At 43.5% G+C, this 21,128-nt stretch carries 13 protein-coding genes and 1 pseudogene; 13 read left to right on the top strand and 1 reads right to left on the bottom strand.

Annotated elements, in window-relative coordinates; genetic code table 11:
- Positions 1-287: 287 nt before the first annotated feature.
- From HMPREF0106_RS06510 to HMPREF0106_RS06470, 9 genes are all read left to right on the top strand, one after another.
- Positions 288-2,027: a GAF domain-containing sensor histidine kinase gene (locus HMPREF0106_RS06510; protein WP_009040645.1), complete on the top strand. Its 1,740-nt coding sequence runs from the start codon at positions 288-290 to the stop codon at positions 2,025-2,027.
- A gap of 52 nt (positions 2,028-2,079) precedes the next feature.
- Positions 2,080-2,682, top strand: coding sequence for an RNA polymerase sigma-70 factor (locus HMPREF0106_RS06505; RefSeq protein ID WP_009040646.1), 603 nt, complete (start codon positions 2,080-2,082; stop codon positions 2,680-2,682).
- 33 nt (positions 2,683-2,715) lie between these two features.
- A complete protein-coding gene (locus HMPREF0106_RS06500; RefSeq protein ID WP_009040647.1) occupies positions 2,716-3,735 on the top strand; it encodes a FecR family protein in 1,020 nt (339 codons plus the stop codon).
- A gap of 228 nt (positions 3,736-3,963) precedes the next feature.
- Positions 3,964-7,476 (top strand): TonB-dependent receptor, encoded by a 3,513-nt coding sequence (locus tag HMPREF0106_RS06495; protein WP_009040648.1) that lies wholly within the window; start codon positions 3,964-3,966, stop codon positions 7,474-7,476.
- 17 nt (positions 7,477-7,493) lie between these two features.
- On the top strand, positions 7,494-9,290 hold the full coding sequence (locus tag HMPREF0106_RS06490) for a RagB/SusD family nutrient uptake outer membrane protein (protein WP_032851555.1): 1,797 nt from the start codon (positions 7,494-7,496) through the stop codon (positions 9,288-9,290).
- 17 nt (positions 9,291-9,307) lie between these two features.
- Positions 9,308-10,225, top strand: coding sequence for an endonuclease/exonuclease/phosphatase family protein (locus tag HMPREF0106_RS06485; protein ID WP_009040650.1), 918 nt, complete (start codon positions 9,308-9,310; stop codon positions 10,223-10,225).
- A gap of 31 nt (positions 10,226-10,256) precedes the next feature.
- The gene (locus tag HMPREF0106_RS06480; protein ID WP_032851557.1) at positions 10,257-12,116 is read left to right on the top strand and encodes a PQQ-binding-like beta-propeller repeat protein; all 1,860 of its coding nucleotides are present in this window, start codon (positions 10,257-10,259) and stop codon (positions 12,114-12,116) included.
- Between the two features lie 120 nt (positions 12,117-12,236).
- Positions 12,237-14,294 (top strand): glycosyl hydrolase family 95 catalytic domain-containing protein, encoded by a 2,058-nt coding sequence (locus HMPREF0106_RS06475; RefSeq protein WP_009040652.1) that lies wholly within the window; start codon positions 12,237-12,239, stop codon positions 14,292-14,294.
- Between the two features lie 258 nt (positions 14,295-14,552).
- Positions 14,553-15,632: a linear amide C-N hydrolase gene (locus tag HMPREF0106_RS06470; RefSeq protein ID WP_009040653.1), complete on the top strand. Its 1,080-nt coding sequence runs from the start codon at positions 14,553-14,555 to the stop codon at positions 15,630-15,632.
- A 213-nt stretch (positions 15,633-15,845) separates the two neighbouring features.
- Here the strand turns inward: HMPREF0106_RS06470 and HMPREF0106_RS06465 are convergent, their stop codons facing one another.
- Positions 15,846-16,496, bottom strand: coding sequence for an HU family DNA-binding protein (locus tag HMPREF0106_RS06465; protein WP_009040654.1), 651 nt, complete (start codon positions 16,494-16,496; stop codon positions 15,846-15,848).
- 347 nt (positions 16,497-16,843) lie between these two features.
- Between HMPREF0106_RS06465 and HMPREF0106_RS06460 the strand changes: the two genes are divergently transcribed.
- From HMPREF0106_RS06460 to HMPREF0106_RS28310, 4 genes and pseudogenes are all read left to right on the top strand, one after another.
- On the top strand, positions 16,844-18,937 hold the full coding sequence (locus HMPREF0106_RS06460) for a BT4734/BF3469 family protein (RefSeq protein ID WP_004306440.1): 2,094 nt from the start codon (positions 16,844-16,846) through the stop codon (positions 18,935-18,937).
- A 435-nt stretch (positions 18,938-19,372) separates the two neighbouring features.
- Positions 19,373-19,903, top strand: coding sequence for a methylated-DNA--[protein]-cysteine S-methyltransferase (locus tag HMPREF0106_RS06455; RefSeq protein ID WP_009040656.1), 531 nt, complete (start codon positions 19,373-19,375; stop codon positions 19,901-19,903).
- On the top strand, positions 19,900-20,754 hold the full coding sequence (locus HMPREF0106_RS06450; RefSeq protein WP_009040657.1) for a bifunctional helix-turn-helix domain-containing protein/methylated-DNA--[protein]-cysteine S-methyltransferase: 855 nt from the start codon (positions 19,900-19,902) through the stop codon (positions 20,752-20,754). The genes HMPREF0106_RS06455 and HMPREF0106_RS06450 overlap by 4 nt, the downstream gene beginning before the upstream one ends.
- A 206-nt stretch (positions 20,755-20,960) precedes the next feature.
- A pseudogene (locus tag HMPREF0106_RS28310) lies at positions 20,961-21,128 on the top strand (DDE transposase); the annotation flags it as partial.

The raw sequence follows: 21,128 nt of genomic DNA on the forward strand, positions 1-21,128 counted from the left end.
GATTTAGTTTTAATAGATAGAAAAGTGTAATAAGGACTTTTTCAGTGTAAGTCATATATTGTTGAAAAGATTCCATCCGGTATAATATTGGGGAAGTTTGGAACTGGCGAGGTCGATTATGTAATATCTGCTTTCGTAATTCTACGATTATTAGGCATTTATAAGAAGTCGTTTTGATGGGAAAAAGTTTGGTTTCTAAAATAAATGTATATATTTGCAGAATGTGGGACGCATCTCGTCCGGATTCGAAACTAAACTAAAATTCTATTTACTGTTATCTATTAAACATGAAATCCACTGATTCTGAACCTCAAGGGGGCGGTATGGAACTGGAACAGTACCGTACCAGCCTCGAACAGATGGTTGAAGAGAAATCTAAAGACTTGATCGCTATTCAGGAGAATCTCGAAGCAACCAACCGGCGGCAGGCATTATTCATCAAGGTACTGCAAATTCTGCAACTGGAACCAGATATACCTACTGCTATGAATATGGCACTGGCCGAAATTGGCCGTTATACTGGTGTCGACCGTTTGGCGACATGGGAAAACCATCTTGACGGAGTTACGTACGGCTGTACCAACGAATGGTGTAACGACGGTATAGAACCCGCTATCGATTACTTGCGGAGTATGACCATTGAAGCGGGAAAACCCTGGTTCGACATGCTGGAAGAAAACCATATCATTTGTACGTCCGATATTTATTCGCTTGATCCCTTTATTACTCAAATGCTCGAAGTGCAAGGCGTAAAAGCCATTGCTGTTTTTCCCCTGTCACAATTGGGAGTACATTTCGGCTTTCTCTCGTTCAACTTTTGCTGGAACAAACAATGGGATGAAAAAGATGTGGAACTGATGAGCCAGATATCGCAAATCGTATCTACTGCTACCAAACGCTGGCAAGTTGAAACATCGCTGCAACAGTCGCAGCGAACCATGCAAAAGGTATTGGACAATATCAATGCCAATATTTTTGTGAGTGATTACGATACGTTGAAAGTGATTTTTGCCAATAAGCCTTTCAGGGAAGAAGCAGGAGAAGTTCCGGAAAATGCGGAATGTTGGAGAATGTTGAATGCAGGATTGGAAAATGGGTGTAAACACTGCCCGAAGCCGAAGTTGCTCGATGCCAACCGTAAGTTTACAGGCGTTCATTTTTGGGAAGACTACAATCCGGTCACCAAACGTTGGTATACCATCCAGAGCATGGCAATAAAATGGCTCGACGGACGTTGGGCAATCATGGAACTGGCTACCGATATCACCACCCGCAAACAGGTGGAACTGGAACTGATTCAGGCCAAAGAAAAAGCAGAAGAATCGGACAGGCTCAAATCAGCATTCCTTGCCAATATGAGCCATGAGATACGTACTCCTTTGAATGCCATCGTCGGTTTTTCCAGTCTGCTTGCCGAAACCGATGAGGCGGAGCTGCGTCATGTATATATGTCTTTAGTGCAGGAGAACAATGAGCTGTTGCTCAACCTTATTTCCGACATTCTGGACATCTCCAAAATCGAAGCCGGTATGATAGATCTTGTTATGGGACGGGTGGATGTACCACAACTTTGCCGGGAAGTGATTGCTACCTTCTCACATAAAAAACGTGACAGTGCGGTCGAACTGCGTTTTGATGAAAATTCACCGCAGATTGTGATTGATGCTGATAAAAACCGAATCGTGCAAGTACTCTCTAATTTTCTGACTAATGCCTTGAAGTTTACCACTAAAGGCTCAATCACACTTTCCTATTCATTGGAAGATGAGAGTCAGGTGCGTTTTTGTGTAACGGATACGGGCAAAGGGATTCCCGACGAACAAAAACATGAAATTTTTAATCGTTTTGTAAAATTGGACTCATTTGTACAAGGTGCCGGATTGGGATTATCCATCTGTCAAAGCCTGGTCAAAAGGATGGGCGGAAAGATTGGAGTCGAATCCCGTGAGGGGGAAGGTTCGTGCTTCTGGTTCACTCATCCGTATGTTCCTGGTGCTTTTTCTAATTCCAATTTTTCTACTGATTAATTTGCATCTTTCAATATATTATCCGAATATTGCAGAGCAGAAAAAACAGAATATGATTCCAATTGATGAAAAACACATTATAAAAAAGCTAAAGGCCGGAGATAATGAAGCATATAAATACATATATGATTATCATTATGTTGCTCTCTGCAAACTTAGTTATTATCTCTTGAAAGACAGAGTGCAGGCGGAAAGCATAGTGAACGATGTAATCTTTCATCTTTGGGAAGTCAGAGACAAATTGGAACTGGTGCCTCCTCTTCGCAACTATCTGATAATAGCCGTACGTAATAAATGTCTGAACTACTTAGCCCTCAAGCAGCAGGAGACAGAGATACGTTTTTCTACCATTGAGCAGGCTGGTATTCAATTGCAAAATATCGTTTCTGACAATGAGCATCCTTTAGGCAACCTGCTAAAAGAAGAATTGGAATCGAAAATCCACGAATCTATCAACAAATTACCGCCTGTCTGCAAACTGGTATTCACCATGAGCCGCTTCCGGGAAATGAGTTACGAAGAAATTTCTCGTGAACTTGGCATTTCTGTAAATACGGTTAAGTATCATATAAAGAGCGCATTAGTAATACTTAAAAAAGAACTGGGCACTTTTTTATGTATTATTTTTGCTTTTTATCCTACCCTGCTATTATAAAAAACTGTAGTATATATAAAGGCACTATCTTTTATGAATGAACAATCACCACATACGGATATAGTCAATGATTGGATAATCGGTTATCTGACAAACAGTCTGACACCGGAAGAGATGCAGTCGTTACAGAATTGGCTGAATGTTTCGGAAGAAAACCGGAAATATTTTTCCGATATGCAAGAAGTATGGATCGCTGCTTCTGATGAAGCAGATGAACAGCATTTCGACAAAGAACGGGCTTATCAATTATTTTTAGAGCATACAGAAAACCTTGTGCAACCATCGGTAAAACGAAAAACACTCACTATCAGTCCGTGGATGTATGCCGCTGCAATGGTTGTAATTGTTTTTTTCTGTGGAACGATTGCCTTTCAGAGTGGAAAGAGAGTACTCCGGAATCAATTGACACAGATTACGGTGGAAGCTCCATACGGTTCAAAAACCAAACTGTATCTTCCTGATGGAACGTTGGTTTGGCTTAATGCGGGTTCCAAAATGAGCTATGCACAAGATTTTGGAATTAATGAACGTTCATTGAACTTGTCGGGAGAAGCCTATTTTGAAGTAACCAGAAATGAGGAGATACCTTTTAAAGTACATACGGAAGAACTAGACGTCAAAGTATTGGGAACTAAATTTAATTTCCGGAATTATAAAGACGATTTGGAAGCTAAAGTCTGTCTGCTGGAAGGAAAGGTAGCGCTGAATACCCGGCAAAAAGAGACCATACTTCATCCGGACCAACAGGCGCTGTTGGATAAAAAAACAGGAAAACTATCTGTATCCGATACCAAAGCCGCTTACAGTGCTGAATGGACAAACGACCGCCTTTACTTTGATGAAGTTTTGCTTTCAGATATCATTAAAGAACTGGAAAGAAGCTATGACGTAAAAATAACCGTTGCAGACGACACGTTAAATACGATTCGTTTTTATGGAAACTTCCGTAAAAGAGAGCAAAGTATTCGGGAGATTATGAATGTATTGTCGTCTACAGACAAAATGACTTATACCATGAATGGAAAAAATATTGTGATCACACTTCCCAAATGAACAGATGTTAAACCTTTAAAACTTAAAGAAATATGAAAAGCCATTTAGTAAAAACATGATTCACCTCTCCTGATAGAAATATAAAAAGGTCAGGTTCCTTTTCCATCCCCTGACCTCTTGCCTTTCTATCTTAAAAGCCACAGTGACTTTAATTGATGAAAGCTTAGGCAAATATAAATAAAATCCTAAACTTCTCATCCTATTTATCAATTATTTATCCATTGACTTATGAAAAATAAGAAGAAAGTCTTTTTCATGGTCCTGCTCTTGCTATGCTCTTATCTAAGCTCATTTGCGCAACTTATCAATTTGCAGTTGAAGAATGTAACAGTAAAGCAGGCTATTGAAACAATACAGAAGCAAAACGGATATTCATTTGCATTTGCAACAAACGATCTGAATACCAAAAAGATTGTGACAGTGCTAGCCAAAGATTTACCTATTGAGAAGGTGGTAGAACAGGTCTTGGCAGGACAAGATGTTAGCTACACTATCCAAGGGAAAGATATTATCATCAAGAAGAAAAGCGGCCAGTCCGCACAACAATCCTCCAGGAAATACACTATTAGCGGGATAGTGAAAGACATGTCAGGGGAGCCTGTCATCGGAGCCAATATAAAAGAGAAGAATGGCACGGCAGGTACAATCTCAGGTATGGACGGTAAGTTCCAGTTGACAGTCAGTGAAGGGAGTGTGGTACAAATATCCTACCTGGGGTTTTTGACGCAAGAGGTGAGCGTGAAAAATAAGAATTATCTGACAGTAGTGTTGAAAGATGATACACAGACGTTGGACGAAGTAGTGGTGGTCGGATTCAGTACCCAAAAAAAGATAAACTTGACAGGGGCGGTAGAAAATGTATCATCGGATGTATTTGAAAATCGTCCGGTGGCTAATGTCACACAGATGTTGCAAGGCGCTGTACCAAATCTGAATATTTCGTTAGTCGACGGTAAGCCCAATCAATCGGCTTCGTATAATATCCGTGGTGTAACGTCTATCGGAGCGGGCGGTAGTGCGCTGGTATTGATAGACGGTGTAGAAGGCGATCCGGCCATGCTGAATCCGAATGACATAGAAAGCGTGTCCGTATTGAAAGATGCGGCTTCGGCAGCCATCTACGGTTCACGTGCTCCGTATGGGGTTGTCCTGATTACAACAAAAGATCCGTCAAAGCAAAAAGATAAGTTTACGGTCAATTATACGGGAAATTTCTCCTATGAAACTCCGTATGCTGTGCCGGATGTCGTTGATGACGGTTATGTCTGGGCTTATCTGTTTCGTGAGGCGGAATACAATTACCGCGGGATAGAGCCTACCAGCATTAATAAGTCACAACCTTTCTCAAAAGAATGGCTGGAGACTTTCCGGCAACGGAAGTTGGCAGGAAATACGTTACAGACAGCAGTTGGCCCCGATGGGAAATATACATACTATGGAAATGAGGATTACTATGATGCGCTTTATAAGGATCATACGTTTGCACAGTCGCATAATGTATCTATCAGCGGTTCGAACGGAAAAATAAGTTACTACACTTCCGCACGGTTATACGATTATGACGGTCTGTTCAATTATAACTCAGACACCTACCGCACTATGAATATGCGTACCAAAATCAGCGCACAAGTGTTCAGCTGGCTGAAAATTTCCAATAATATAGACTATACTCATGATAAATATACACAACCATTGGGTTATGTAGAACAGAATGAGGGCTTGGTTTGGAAAGCCATCAACATGGAAGGGCATCCGTCCGAACCAATCTTCAATCCGGACGGAACCTTGACACACTCCGGAGCACGTTCTGTCGGTGGACTGGTAACAGGCAACAACTGGATAAAGCGTACGACTAAAACGCTGAAAAATACGACTACCCTGAATATAACCATGCTGGACAACAAATTGCGTTTTACCGGAGACTTCTCTTTCCGTACGAAAGATTTTATAGAAGACAAGAAGACTACCGCTGTTCCGTATAGCGATTACGAAGGGGTGATTAAATATCTCGGAGTACCGGAAACAGATGATAAGATGTTGGAGAAAGTGCAACAGACTACCTATATATCCACCAATGTATATGCCGAATATGAGAATACATTTGCAGGAAAACATTATATGAAAGCTTTGGCGGGATATAATTACGAACAGCAGGATTACAAGGCAATCTCTTCGGAGCGGAATGGCTTGTTGATGCCTGATGTGGAAAATATAAATTTTGCTATGGGAGATAATATGTCCATTAAGAGTGATGGTAACCGGTGGCGGTATGCCGGAGCATTCTTCCGGTTGAATTACTCCTATGACAACCGTTATCTATTTGAGGTGAACGGGCGTTATGACGGTTCTTCGAAGTTCCCCAACAATTCGCAATGGGGATTTTTCCCTTCAGCTTCGGCAGCATGGCGTTTCTCGGAAGAGAAGTTCTGGAAGGTAAATCCGGCTATTATCTCCAATGGAAAGCTGCGTGTCTCTTATGGTGCGCTGGGTAATAGTAATGTGAAGCCATATTCTTATCTGGAAAAGTTCTCATTGAAGACTTATTCCACTACCGGCTCATCGAGCGAAGGCCGCTATCTCGATGGTAAGGCACAGTTACGCTACACGCTCAATCCTGCCCAAATTCCTGACAATATCGGTTGGGAAACCTCACGAACCATTGATGGCGGTATCGATTTGGGATTCTGGAACAACAAAATTACGTTATCCGCCGATTATTACGTACGTAAGACTGTTAATATGTATACGGTGGGACCGACGCTTCCCGATACATTCGGTGCATCGTCGCCCAAAGGGAACTATGCTGACATGAGTACCTATGGTTACGAGATTTCTTTGGGATATAACGACTCGTTCCGTTTGGCTGGCAAACCATTTAGCTTCGGCATCAAAGCAACCCTTGCCGATTATCATTCGGTGATAGACAAATATAATAACCCGAAACGTGACTTGGATGATTATTATGTAGGTCAGCGTATCGGTGAGATTTGGGGATTTGTTTGTAACGGACTGTTCCAGTCACAAGACGAAATCGATGCGGCTTTTGACGGAAAGGGGTACAAAAACAACCTGATGCAGACATCTGTCAATTACATCACTTATCCCGGTGATATGCGCTTCGAAGACTTGAACAATACAGGTACTATTGATAACGGAGCCAACACGGTAGACTCACCGGGCGACCGGAAAATCATAGGAAACTCCGAACCGCGCTACATCTATACCCTCTCATTTAGTGCCGACTGGAATAACTTCTTTCTGTCAGCTATGTTCGACGGTGTGGGAAAACAAGACTGGTATCCCAGTGGTGAGAGTTCTTTCTGGGGACAGTATAACCGTCCTTACAATCAAGTTCCGGTGTGGCACTTGAATAACTATTGGACCAAAGACCGCCCTGATGCTTATCTGCCGCGTTATTCGGGTTACTACAATCCTTTATATAAAGGCACGGCCAATACACGCTACTTGCAGGATGTATCTTACTTCCGGCTCAAAAATTTGCAGTTTGGTTACAATTTGCCAAAGAAATGGATAGCAAAAGCCGGGTTTTCTAAAGTATCTGTCTATTTCTCGGGCGAGAACTTATGGTCGTGGTCTCCACTCTACCGTCACACGAAAGATTACGATGTGACAGTGATAACAAAAGGTTCGGATAATGACCTGACTTCCGGTAATAAAGGAGACGGTTTCAACTATCCGACGATGCGGAATCTAAGTTTAGGAATCTCTATTACTTACTAAATAGAAACAAAGAAGATATGAAAAGATTAAGTACTATACGTAATACCCTGCTTCTGTGTGCAACGGTGCTGCTAGGTAGTTGCGATTTGACGGAGACGATGCAGGTAGAGGCTGACAAATCTATGGTTTTCGGCAGCGAGTCCGGATTGCGCCTTTATGCCTATTCCTTCTATCGGGCATTGCCTACACTTTCTACGGGCTATCAGCAGGATGAGATGTGTGATATTGCCGCTGTACGGCAGACGAATGTGTTTATTCAGCAAAATGCGTACAATTCGGAAACAGCTACCAGCTGGTCATGGGGAACCCTGCGGAACATCAATTATTTTATCGACGGTTGCTACTCAAAGGAGTGTACGGTGGATGCAGCTACCCGCGATAATTACTTGGGTATCGCCCGTTGGTTCCGCGCCTGGTTTTATTATGACAAGTTGACCCAATATGGCGAAGTTCCCTGGTTTGGCAGTGAAATCCAGTCTTATCAGTACGATGTCATGTATAAAGAGCGTGACAGCCGGGACGTCATTATCAAGAATATGATCGAAGATCTCGATTTTGCTTACGAACATATTCAGGCAACTTCTTCTGTCAATAGCTCTACACTCACCAAATGGGCTGCAGCCGCACTCAAATCACGTGTGTGCCTGTTCGAAGCCGCCTATCGCCGTTATCACAAACTGACAGGTCTGGAAATCACTCCGGAAGAACTTTACCGCCATGCTGCCAGTGCAGCCAAACTGGTGATGGACAACAGCGGACTTTCGCTGAATACGGCAACAGGTACCAAAGGGGCCTACCGTGATTTGTTCTATCTGGAAGCTCCCATTACCTCCGAAGTAATTCTGGCGGTATGTGCCAATAGCGCATCAGGTATTTACGGGACTCAAAATTACTGGTACAATTCGCTGTCGTACGGTAAAGGCTGGAGTCTGGTTCGTCCGTTTGTCAATACTTACTTGAAATTGGACGGTACCCCGTTCACTGCCGAAACAGGCTATGAAACCAAAAACTTCGTGGAAGAGATGAAGAATCGTGACCTGCGTTTGGCACAGACCATCCGCGGACTGGATTTCAAACGTGACGGAAAAGCCGTAGTAGCCGATATGACAGTTTGCCTGACCGGTTATCATGTAATCAAGTATTCTCTTGACGATACAAAATACGATAACAATGAAAAGAACAACAACAGTATCCCACTGTTGCGTTACGCTGAAGTGCTGCTAAACTATGCCGAAGCACAAGCCGAACTGGGTGGGCTTACTGATGCTGACTGGAACACTACCATCGGCGCTTTGCGCCGACGTGCCGGAATTACAGGCGGAACGGAAAAACTCCCTACAACTGTTGATTCATATTTGCAGCAGGTCTTTTATCCGAATATCACTAATCCGGTTTTACTGGAAATCCGTCGGGAACGTGCCATTGAGTTGGTGGCTGAAGGAACGAGATTCAATGATTTGCGTCGTTGGAAATGTGGTGAACTGATAGAGGAACTACCGTGGACAGGTATGCACATCAGCGCATTGAATGTGGATATTGACCTGAATGGTGACGGAACTCCTGATTGCTACTTTACTGATAACGGTACGCAATCATCCAATAAAGACTGCAAAACGGTGAACGTAAAGAATGAAACAGGACTTTATGCCACAGCAAATGCCGCAGGCGGATACGATTTGAGATATAACCCCGGTACGGGAAACCGCATCTGGTACGATGACGACCGCCAATATCTTTATCCTGTTCCTGCACAGGTGATCCGCGACTATGAGAGTGCCGGATATAAACTATCACAGAACCCCAATTGGAATTAAAATATAAAAGATTTAGTATGATGAAATTTAACCAGATATTGCCTGTAATTGCTATCTATGTTGTAGCGTTAGGCGGATGCAGTAATACTACTCCTGATTATTCAGAATTTTATAAGGACCCTGAAACAGTAAAAGAGGAAGACCCGTCACTGAATGATAACCAAATTAAAGTCATGTCGTTCAATATCCGGTATTATAATACCAAAGATACGGGAGAAAAGTCATGGGAAGCCCGTACGGCAGCTTTTATACCGATGATCGGAGAACATAAACCGACAGTGATCGGTATGCAGGAAGCGCGGCCACCACAACTGAAGTGGCTGGAAGAGAACTGGAAAGATTATGGATATGTCGGTAAGGGACGCCGTGCCAACAACGCTAACAATGATGAGTTTGTTCCTATCTTTTATAGAAAAAAGGCTGTTGAACTAATCAAGTGGGATTGTTTCTGGCTTTCTGAAACTCCGGATGTACCGGGTTCTCAAGGTTGGGACAGTACCGTTCCCCGTATAGCGACATGGGCTATTTTCAAACACATAGCTTCCGGTAAAAAATTCTTCTTTATCAATACTCACATCGATGTAGGTTCTACCATCGCTCCGGGCAAGTCGATGGAAGTGATTGTGAATAAAATGTCCGAGCTCAATCCGGAAGGATTGCCGATGTTACTGACCGCCGACTTTAACAAGCAGATTGACAGCGATATCTTTAACGGAGTTAAGACATTCATGACAAATGTCCGCTTATCGGCTCCGATCACAGACTCGAAATACTCTTATACAGGCTTTGGTACCGCCAATCCTTATATTGTAGATCACATCTTTTGTACAGGCTTTAAGGCTTTGAAGTTCGAGACAATAGATAAAGTTTATCAGAATATCACTTATATCTCCGATCATTATCCCATCATCGGTAAATTGGAATACGTGAAGTAATGAAACGATCATCTAAAATTACAGAAACGCAATGAAAAGAATCATATATTTATTGGTAGCTGTTATCGGTCTGTTGGTTGGGTGTACACCTGATGAAGAGACATGGGTACAAGCTGGATTCACTACAGATAAGGAATCCTATGAGATTGGTGATCTGATTACCCTGACAAATACGTCGACGGCGGAGAATGCCCAGATTGCAGTTTGTAAATGGGAATTTATGGGTAAAGTCTCCTACGAACTGACTGCTCCCGAACCATTTAGCGTGGAAGAGGGCGGAGACTATCTTTTTCGTCTGACTGTCACTTCGGATCGCGGTGCGATGAAATCAGTTTTTGAAAAGACAATTAAAATAATAGATGACGGTGTCCGTCCTACGGCAGACTTCAGCTGGTTGCCCGAACGAATTGTAGCGGGAGAAGAGGTTGCTTTTACGGATCAATCGAAAGCAGCGGAAGGGTCTGAGATTGTCAAAAGAGAATGGACATTCGGTGCTATCCTCTCTACAGAGGAAAACCCGAAAATCACTTTCGGTTCGCATGGAAAAATAAACGTATCACTGACTGTGACGGACAATAAAAAAAGGAAAGATACGAAGACTGTCACAATGGATATAGCAAAGGGAGCCGGTAGTCTTGGCGTGTTATGGTCTCATTCCTACGATGAGCAGGGAGTGGTGTACGGCACTTCTCCGGCAACAAGCACAGATGGTCAGTATATATATGTTTCTTCCAGCAATTATAACCTGGTTTGTTTCACGAAACTCGGTGAACGGACTTGGGGATTTGATTGCGGACAGAACAATGAACCGAACCGAGGTTCTGACTATCAGCACCCGACTCCTACGGTGGATTCCGACGGAACGGTGTATGTGGCTGTCGGAGACAATACTACCAAGGCGGGAGCAGATGCATCCAAGTCTGCCAGTCTCTATGCTGTTAAAGGCGGTGCAGACGGTGGTACGCAGATGTGGTTTACAGCGATTGGCGCAAAATCGAGTATGCGTCCTTTCGGTGCTCCGGCTGTCACGGACCAATATGTGATGATCCTAACGAATTCGGCGCCAAGCACAGATGGAAAACATTTCCGTATTTATGATAAGGTATCCGGGGTACTTAAATATTCGGAAAAAACGTCTTCCGGAAGTTATGGTGGTTGTGTAGGATTGAAAGATGGTAGGATACTTGTTAACACGGGTCAGAGTAGTGGACGATCGTATGGTACACACATATTCTTCCCGGAAGGCAATAGCTGGAGCAAGTCGACCAATGAGCAGAATTATGCTCCAAATGACCAGCCTAATGGCAGCCAGATCGCTATTGGTGCAGATGGCAAAGCATATATCCTTTGCCTTAATTTAGGAGCCCGCATATCTACCAATGAGACAAAAGCATTAGTCTATTGCTATGATACCAAGAAGACTACCAAGGGGCAAGTTTCGACTCCAGAATGGTATACTGCCGTGAAAGGGGAAAATAAACAAACCGGTTATGGCTTGGTGGTTGATGGAAATGGGGTTGTGTATGTAGCTACTGACAAATATATTACTGCCATATCTTCTACAGGTTCCGTTTTGTGGGCAACGGAAGTAGCGGGTACTGCTTATGGCGTTCCTGCTATAGATAATGAAGGGTATATCTACTATAATGATGCAGAAAAAGGTTCCTTGGTGAAACTCGAACCGGCTACAGGAAAAGCTATCGCTTCACTCCAGCTTGGAACCGAACTGAAATCGTCGCCCACCATATCTGCTGACGGCACAATCTATGTGACCGGTATGCTGGAAGGAAAACCGACTCTATTTGCTGTTGAAGGAGCGGCGACAGGCTATGCAGCCAATGCCTGGTCGCAGATGGGCGGTAATCCGGGTAAGAGCGGATATATGTATTAGTTTTTTATCCATACAAACTTTTAGTTAGCATGTCTCTTTTTTCGTCGGAGCAGGCGTTGCCCTGCTCCGATGAGAAAAGACTGACTGTACATTTACAAAAGGCTTATAAATATAGATAAGATGAGAAAAAGGAACTTTTTAATATTACTGCTGTTGAGCGGGTTATGGCCTGTCATCGGTGTATCTGCGCAAGATGCCTGGAAAATAACTGCCGAACAGATTGAACCCTCGTCCTATTATGGAGTAACGGTAGCCAATGGTATGCTGGGATTAGTTTCTTCCCCCGATCCTTTGAAGATTTCCCGTGTCGTGTTGGGAGGACTTTATGATATCTATGGAAAGGGAAGAGTGAATAATTTCTTGCATGGCATCAATATGCTGGATACGGAATTGCAGATAAACGGAACTACGGTGAAAGCTTCCCAAATATCCGGTTATAAACAGACTTTGGATATGCGTCAGGGATTGTTTTGCGGAGAATTTGATTATCAATCGCTTGCACATATTGAATATCAATATACGGCATTACGTCATTTACCTTATTCGTGTTTACTGCGTGTGCGGATCGTTCCGAAAGAAAAGATAGAAGTAGCTGTGGCGAATATACTGACGGTGCATGAATCGTTGCGTAGTCCGCAGGAGTCTTTCAACCGCATCTTCAATGGAAAAACAGCGATTGATTTCTGCACATCAATCGCAAAATCTCCGACCCGGGAACTTGAAATCGGTGCTTGTTCATCGTTTGTTTTCGACGATTCTTTTCCCCGTCCGGAAGTATGCCATCGGAGTGCACGCGGAGTCGGGGTACATACACAAGAATTTACGGTCCGTTTGCAGGCAGGCCAGCCTTACACTTTTTCGATTGTCGGGACGACACTTTCCGCTGCTACTCATGCTGACGTCAAGAATGAAGTGGAACGGTTGACGGCATTTGCAGCAGTAGAGGGTGTTGAACGATTATGGAGCAAACATATCGCTGCATGGGACAAGCTTTGGGAAAGCGATATTGTGATTGAGGGTGATCTTCAGTCGCAACAAGACATTCACAGTATGCTTTATCACACGTATGCTTTTGTGCGGGAAGGTTCGGGATTATCCTGTTCTCCGATGGGGCTTTCGGGCTTCGGTTACAACGGGCATGTATTCTGGGATGCTGACACGTGGATTTTTCCGGCTTTATTATTGCTGCATCCCGAATTGGCGGAATCAATGATAGAGTACCGCTATCAGCGTTTGGATGCAGCCAGGCATAACGCTTTCATGCATGGGTATAAAGGAGCCATGTACCCGTGGGAAAGTAGTGGTAAAGGAAACGAAGATAATACAGTTACCAACATTTACGGCCCTTTTGAAAATCATATTACGGGAGATGTAGCTATGGCAGCCTGGCAATATTATGCTGTGACGCAGGATTTGGAATGGCTTCGTCAAAAGGGATTTCCCATTCTTAGTGCTGCTGCCGAATACTGGGTAAGCCGTTCGGAACCGAATGAAGCGGGAGAGTATGAAATCAGGAATGTAATAGGAGCGGATGAATGGAATCAGAACCCTCAAGGAGGAAAGAACGTGAACAATAATGCTTATACAAACGGCGTTGCGAAATCCACTCTGGAAGCTGCCTGTAAGGCTGCCAAACTGTTGAATGTAAAATCAGACCCTATGTGGACGACTGTGGCAGAGAAACTTCGTTTCCGGAAACTAGCCAATGGAGTAACGGCAGAGCATGATACGTATGATGGAGCTATAACCAAACAAGCGGATGTCTGCCTGTTGGCTTTCCCGTTAAAACTTGTTACGGATAAAGAACAGATCTGGAGGGATTTGGAATACTATCTACAGACTGTTCCGAGAAAGAAGACACCTGCCATGTCGAAGTCTATCTACTCTATTTTGTTTACCCGTTTGGGAGACCGTGAACGTGCATGGCATTACTTTAGAGATTCCTATCTTCCCAATCTGAATCCGCCCTTCCGGGTTATAGCCGAGTTTGACGGTGGTACAAATCCTTATTTTCTGACAGGGGCAGGTGGTGTATTACAGTCCGTATTGATGGGATTCGGTGGATTGGATATTACGGATAAGGGAATTGTTGCCGGAAAAGGAGCAATCCCTGATGCATGGAAATCTTTGACTCTGAAAGGAATAGGAAAAGAGAAAAAGAACTATATCATTAAATGAATTGACGGGATATGAGATTTCTTGTTTTGCTCAAAAGAGTTCGGATACCTTTTATTTAAGTTCGTTTATTTATTGCTTTTTTATTTGTTACTCTTTGATTATTATTCTGCGCCATTATGCTTTTTACAATACAAATGCCGCTATTTCAGATGACAGAGCAATAGTCTTGTCTTTCTAAAGATATATCTGCAACTAAAATAACCCATATTTTGTTGTCTTTATACAGTATTGAGTTTTTAGCGAATAAATATATAAATAATGATGAAGATGACAAAGAACTTATTGTTAGGGATTGCTGCCGTATGTGGCAGCACTTTTCAGGCTGTAGCTTGTACGGGAATCTCGCTGACGTCCCGTGACGGCAGTTATGTGCAAGCCCGTACGATTGAATGGGCGCGCGGTGTGTTGCAAAGCGAGTATGTGATTATTCCACGTGGTCAACAGCTCACGTCATTCACTCCTACGGGTGTCAATGGACTAACGTTTACGGCAAAATATGGAGTGGTCGGTCTGGCTGTTGTACAAAAAGAGTTTATTGCCGAAGGAATCAATGAGGCAGGACTTTCGGCTGGACTATTTTTCTTTCCTCATTATGGGGGATATGAAACGTATGATGCTGCACAGAACCAGCGGACACTGGCAGACCTTCAAGTGACGGAGTGGCTGTTGTCGCAGTTTTCCACTATTGACGAGGTGAAGGCAGCCCTTTCTTCTGTACGTGTTGTAGGACTGGAAAAGACAGCGGTAGTACATTGGCGTATCGGTGAACCGTCGGGGCGTCAGGTTGTATTGGAAATTGTAGGTGGCGTACCGCATTTTTATGAGAATACAGTAGGAGTGTTGACGAATGCCCCCGGTTTTGAATGGCAACTTACAAATTTGAACAACTACGTCAATCTTCATCCGGGTGACGCTTCCGTGCAAAAATTGAGCGGTATTACGTTGCAACCTACTGGTGGCAACTCCGGTTTTCTCGGCATTCCGGGTGATGCCACGCCTCCTTCGCGGTTTGTGCGTGCGGCCTTTTACCGGGGGACAGCTCCGCAACGTGCCACAGGCTTTGATACCGTGCAGCAATGTTTCCACTTGCTTAATAATTTTGATATTCCTATTGGTATAGAACATTCACAGGGTGATATTCCGGATATTCCCAGTGCTACGCAATGGACCTCAGCTATCGACCTCACGAACCGGAAGGTTTATTATAAAACAGCTTATAACAATTCGATACGTTGCATTGACTTAAAAGCTATTGATTTCTCAAAGGTAAAATATCAATCACAACCGTTGGATAAGATACAGGAGCAGCCGGTTGAAATGGTTAAGATTCCCCGGTAAAATATGGAACGGTATGGAGGTGCTCTTGTATAATAGTTGCTCGCATTAAGAATGCTCTCAAATAAATGTTGGTGACGTTTTACCCTCACACCCTCACCCTTTGTGCTCAATCCATTTATTCATCGGGGTTACAGGCGTGAGGGTAAAGGTGAGAGTAGGTGAGGGTAACTTTTTACTCTCACTCTGTCTCGTCCTGATTTGAGTTGACCAATCTTATTCCGTTTTTACACTAACTTCTTTATTATTACCATAATATCCACTTCCCGGCACATAAATCGGCTGCATGGTTCCACCCATATTTTTCAGTTTACCCTCGTCGCGCAGGCGCCGGATATGTCGCATGGCTGTACTTCTTGCCATTCCGCAAAGATATTGGAAGTCATGTCTTCGCATAAATGGATGAGTACGGAAGTACTTAGTCAGTTGCAGGTCAATTTCTTCGTTTGTCAGTTGGGTGAAATCCAGTCCTCCTTTGAGGCTTTTCACTTTAAGCACACCGAACTCGTTTTTCAATGTTTGGTCAGCGCGAAACTGAATTGCTTTCAGTTTCACTTTAGTTGCTTTCCGTTTGGTACTTATCGTTACGGGTTCCGTAGTGGTCAGGCACGGATGGAAATAACCGATGCCGTTCAGATGAACTTGGCGTCCTTCCGCCAATTCCTGTCCCATGATGTGCGAAAGCGCATCAAGTACGGCTGTGACGTCTGTTTCTGTCAGTGAACAACGTTCTTGAATACGTCGGCGCAGTACGTCGGTCCCTGTGGAACCGTTGTATTTGATGCGCGGATGCAGGGTGTTTCCGTTTTCTCCCTGCTGTTTGTTTGAAGGCTTCGGGTCTTCATACCAATCGAATAATATTGCCATAGCTCTATATTTGTTTTAAATGAACTCTTCTTGTTATGTATTCTCTTAGATAGTAATACATTAATGCTTAATGTTTCTTTTGTTAAACTCTAATGATTTGCAAGGGCTCACCCATGTGAATAAGGCTGTTTACGTCTGTAGACGTTTTTATTTACAATTGATAGCCTGTTTGTTCACACGGGTGAGCCCTTGACAACTACTAAGCAAAGATACATAAATAATAAGGCAAATGCAAATAATATGCAGGTATTTATCGGATAAAATGCTTGTTTACCGGAGGATAAAAGCGTATCTTTACAGGAATTAAATATGTAGATGTGATTGTAGAAAAAATAGACAAAAATAGGATGAAAGTTACTTTAATCAGACAAGACAACGGGAGCGGAAAAGAAACTCTTAGCATTTGTGAGACAGGCACACTATTCGACAAAATGAAGACGGAAACTAAAGCGGGACATATCACGGCTTTGCGGGAGATTATACCGTTGCTGGAAGGTACGTATGCCCGATACGAACATATTGATAAATTGCCATACATTTATTCTGCTGTGGAATATACCCGTACCAAAGAGGGCGAACGGAAAATGAAGCAGTACAACGGTTTGGTACAGTTGGAAGTGAGCCGGTTGGCCGGTGGCTCGGAAGCGGAGTTTGTGAAACGGCAAGCGGCACTTCTGCCACAGACTTTTGCCGCTTTTTGTGGCTCCAGCGGGCGTAGCGTGAAAATATGGGTGCGTTTCGCTTTGCCGGATGACGGAGGGTTGCCGGTCAAGGAAGCGGAGGCGGAATTATTTCATGTTCATGCTTATTGGCTGGCTGTGAAATGTTATCAGCCGATGTTGCCTTTCGATATTGATTTGAAAGAACCTGTTTTGGCACAGAGATGCCGTATGACGCTGGACGAATCTCCTTATTATAATCCGGATGCGGTGCCGTTCTGCCTGGAACAACCGCTTACGATGCTGGGAGAAGAGACTTTCCGCCAGCGGAAACAGGGAGAGAAAAATCCGTTATTACGGTTGCAGCCGGGATATGAGTCGGCGCAAACATTCACGAAGATTTATGAAGCGGCCTTGAACAGGGCACTTCAGGAAATGGAGGATTGGAAACGTGGGGACGACTTGCAGCCTTTATTGGTTCGCCTTGCCGAGCATTGTTTCAAAGCGGGGCTTCCCGAAGAGGAAGCGATACGACAGACGATGATTCATTATTATCGCGAGGAAGAAGAGCAGGTGATCCGTTCGATACTGCATAATCTTTATCAGGAGTGTAAGGGATTCGGCAAGAAAAGCAGTATCAATAAAGAGCAGGAGACGGCTTTTCTGTTGGAAGAGTTTATGAAACGTCGGTATGAATTCCGTTACAATACGGTGCAGGACGATTTGGAATATCGGCAACGCGATTCTGTTCACTTTTGCTTTAAGCCGGTGGATAAACGGGTGCGCAACAGTATTGCGATCAATGCTTTGAAGGAAGGCATCAGTGCGTGGGACCGTGATGTGGATCGTTTTCTGAATTCGGAATGTGTTCCTTTGTATAATCCTGTGGAGGAATATCTTTATGAGACAGGTCGCTGGGACGGGAAGGATCGTATCCGTGCATTGGCTGGTCTGGTGCCTTGTGATAATCCGCATTGGCAGGAATTATTTTACCGCTGGTTTCTTAGTATGGTGGCGCATTGGAGGGGAGTCGATCGGCAGCATGGTAATAATACTTCGCCTTTGCTGGTTGGTTCGCAGGGGTATCGTAAGTCTACATTCTGTCGCATTATTCTGCCGCCGGAGTTGCGTTTCGGCTATACGGACAGTATTGATTTTAAAAGTAAACAGGAGGCGGAACGCTATTTGGGACGTTTTTTTCTGATAAATATTGATGAGTTCGATCAGATTAATGTCAGTCAGCAGGGGTTCTTGAAGCATTTGTTGCAGAAGCCTGTGGCGAATCTGCGCAAACCATACGGTAATACGATTCGGGAAATGAGGCGTTATGCTTCTTTTATCGGTACCAGCAATCAGAAAGATTTGCTTACTGATCCTAGCGGTAGCCGCCGTTTTATTTGCATTGAGGTGACGGCTCCTATTAATACGAATGTTACGATTAATTACAAGCAGCTTTATGCTCAAGCGATGGAGGCTATTTATAAAGGTGAACGTTATTGGCTGAATGATGAGGATGAAAACATATTAAAACAGACTAACCGTGAGTTTGAACAGGCGAGTCCGCTGGAACAGCTGTTCCACTGCTATCTTAATCCCGTAGAAGAGGAAATGGAAGGCGAATGGCTGACTGCCATGCAGATTTTGAGTTATTTACAGACGAAAACACGGGATAAACTGGCTATTAATAAGGTAGGACAGTTTGGGCGTGCACTTCAAAAACTGAATATTCCTTGTCGTAAGTCTCGTAAAGGGACGCTTTATCATTTGATGAAAGTGAAGTAATTGATAAAGGTGGTGTGAAAGGGGGCTTTGTCAACCCAATCAGGACGAGACAGGGTGAGGGCAAAAAGTTACCCTCACCTACCCTCACTCTTACCCTCATCACTGAAAGGATGATGAATAGGGGGATGCAGGGAAAGTGTGAGGGTGTGAGAGTAAATCATGTATAAAAAATAATTGGATATTGAATCGGATGGTAAAGAATTGTGTGGCGGTCGGCAGTCCTTGCCGGGTGATAAAGTATATTGAGAACGATTGATTGTATGGAGGAGTGGGAGGGGGATTGTCTTTTCTACGTAAAAACAGCAATTTTCGGGTCGTTTATCAGTGATGCGTGTAGTAATTTTGCGGCATTGGAAATGAGAGTGCGAGTGTAAAAACGAAAATATTATTAGCTGTTATTTCAACTGTAAATATAATAAACGTATCTTTGGAAGTATGGAAGATAAAACGAATGTAATTAAGATACAGCGTTATCATTCTCCTTGTGGTGATTTGATGCTTGGCTCGTTTGAGGATAAGCTTTGTCTTTGTGACTGGGCGGCTGAAAGTCATAGGGATATCGTAGACAGGAGATTGCGGAAAGTGCTGAAAGCTGGTTATGAGAAAAGTACATCAGATGTGATACTGGAGGCGATGAGCCAGTTGGATGAATATTTCAATGGCGAGCGGACTGTGTTTGAGGTGCCTTTGCTTTTTGTTGGTACGGAGTTTCAGAAGAGTGTATGGTATAAGTTGTTGGAGATTCCATACGGTTCGACTGTGTCATACGGTGAGCTGGCAAAACAACTCGATTTGCCGAAAGCTGTCCGTGCTGTTGCTGCAGCTAATGGGGCGAACGCTATTTCTATTTTTGCTCCGTGCCATCGTGTCATCGGTAGTAACCGCACGCTTGTTGGGTATGGAGGCGGATTGCCTGCCAAAAAGCGGTTGCTGGATTTGGAATTAAATGGCAAACCTCTGTTATGAATGAGCAAAAGATGCTTGACTATGCATGCATTGCGCAGGCAATCGGGTATATAAGGGAGAATTTTAAAAGGCAACCGGGATTGGATGAGATTGCCGGGGAAGTGGCGTTGAGTACGGCGCATTTCCAACGTATGTTTACGGAGTGGGCGGGAGTTAGTCCTAAGAAGTTCTTGCAATATACCAGTATTGAATATGCCAAGAGAATCTTGAATGAAACTCATGCGTCTTTATTCGATGCGGCACAGGAAACAGGGCTTTCCGGTACGGGCAGATTGTATGACTTGTTTGTAAATATAGAAGGGATGACGCCGGGCGAATATAAAAACGGAGGTGAAAGTCTTTCTATCAATTACAGTTTTGCCAAAAGTCCTTTCGGTGAAATCTTCATTGCGTCTACCGATAAAGGTATTTGTTGTATGGAGTTTGCAGACGATCATGACGCGGCTTTTAACTCTTTACGGAAGAAGTTTCCTAATGCAAAGTTTACCTCGATTGTGGATGAAGTGCAGCAAAATGCTTTATTTATCTTCACGCAGGACTGGAGTAAACTCAAAGAAATAAAATTGCATCTGAAAGGTACCGACTTTCAACTAAAGGTATGGGAAACCTTACTGAAAATTCCTGTCGGTGGCTTGACTACTTACGGAGATATAGCCGTAGGAATCAATAATCCGAGAGCTTGCCGGGCTGTTGGAACGGCTGTCGGTGAGAATCCCGTAGCTTTCCTTATTCCGTGTCATCGGGTCATTCGTGCTTCCGGTGAGTTGGGAAATTACCATTGGGGAGAGATTCGCAAGACTGCAATGATTGGTTGGGAGGCTGCAAAAGGTGAGGTAAAGAGGGGATTATAGGAAAGAATGAAGGTGATTTTAGTTCACATTCTTTTTAGTGCAATGCTGTTTCTTATATTATTAATATATAACTAGGGATATTCCTAAAATAATAAAATTTAAGGCAACTAATTCATTGCGAGTTAGTTGCCTTTTTTGTATCTTTAAGCATTCCCCCCAAAAAACGGTTTGACGGCCAAAACGGGGGTAATTAAAAATAAAAACACATGGTAAAGATACAAAAAATCTCAGAAATCGAACCTTGTTTAGGTTTTACCGAGTTCGATATGCTTAAAAAATATCGTCAAAGTTTTGCAACGAGTGAATTAGGTCGCCTCCATTCTCTGTTCCCTTTCTCGGAACTGGCCCGACAAATGCATTTGAAGTCCTCTCCT

It is taken from the genome of Bacteroides sp. D22 (assembly GCF_000163675.1).
GTDB classification, from domain to species: Bacteria; Bacteroidota; Bacteroidia; order Bacteroidales; family Bacteroidaceae; genus Bacteroides; species Bacteroides xylanisolvens.

Bases quoted from the DNA above. Each gene is read 5' to 3' on its own strand.
- HMPREF0106_RS06470 (WP_009040653.1), top strand. From the start codon at position 14,553: ATGATGAAGATGACAAAGAACTTATTGTTAGGGATTGCTGCCGTATGT.
- HMPREF0106_RS06480 (WP_032851557.1), top strand. From the start codon at position 10,257: ATGAAAAGAATCATATATTTATTGGTAGCTGTTATCGGTCTGTTGGTT.
- HMPREF0106_RS06455 (WP_009040656.1), top strand. From the start codon at position 19,373: ATGGAAGATAAAACGAATGTAATTAAGATACAGCGTTATCATTCTCCT.
- HMPREF0106_RS06460 (WP_004306440.1), top strand. From the start codon at position 16,844: ATGAAAGTTACTTTAATCAGACAAGACAACGGGAGCGGAAAAGAAACT.
- HMPREF0106_RS06510 (WP_009040645.1), top strand. From the start codon at position 288: ATGAAATCCACTGATTCTGAACCTCAAGGGGGCGGTATGGAACTGGAA.
- HMPREF0106_RS06495 (WP_009040648.1), top strand. From the start codon at position 3,964: ATGAAAAATAAGAAGAAAGTCTTTTTCATGGTCCTGCTCTTGCTATGC.
- HMPREF0106_RS06465 (WP_009040654.1), bottom strand. From the start codon at position 16,496: ATGGCAATATTATTCGATTGGTATGAAGACCCGAAGCCTTCAAACAAA.
- HMPREF0106_RS06475 (WP_009040652.1), top strand. From the start codon at position 12,237: ATGAGAAAAAGGAACTTTTTAATATTACTGCTGTTGAGCGGGTTATGG.
- HMPREF0106_RS06500 (WP_009040647.1), top strand. From the start codon at position 2,716: ATGAATGAACAATCACCACATACGGATATAGTCAATGATTGGATAATC.
- HMPREF0106_RS06485 (WP_009040650.1), top strand. From the start codon at position 9,308: ATGATGAAATTTAACCAGATATTGCCTGTAATTGCTATCTATGTTGTA.
- HMPREF0106_RS06450 (WP_009040657.1), top strand. From the start codon at position 19,900: ATGAATGAGCAAAAGATGCTTGACTATGCATGCATTGCGCAGGCAATC.
- HMPREF0106_RS06505 (WP_009040646.1), top strand. From the start codon at position 2,080: ATGATTCCAATTGATGAAAAACACATTATAAAAAAGCTAAAGGCCGGA.
- HMPREF0106_RS06490 (WP_032851555.1), top strand. From the start codon at position 7,494: ATGAAAAGATTAAGTACTATACGTAATACCCTGCTTCTGTGTGCAACG.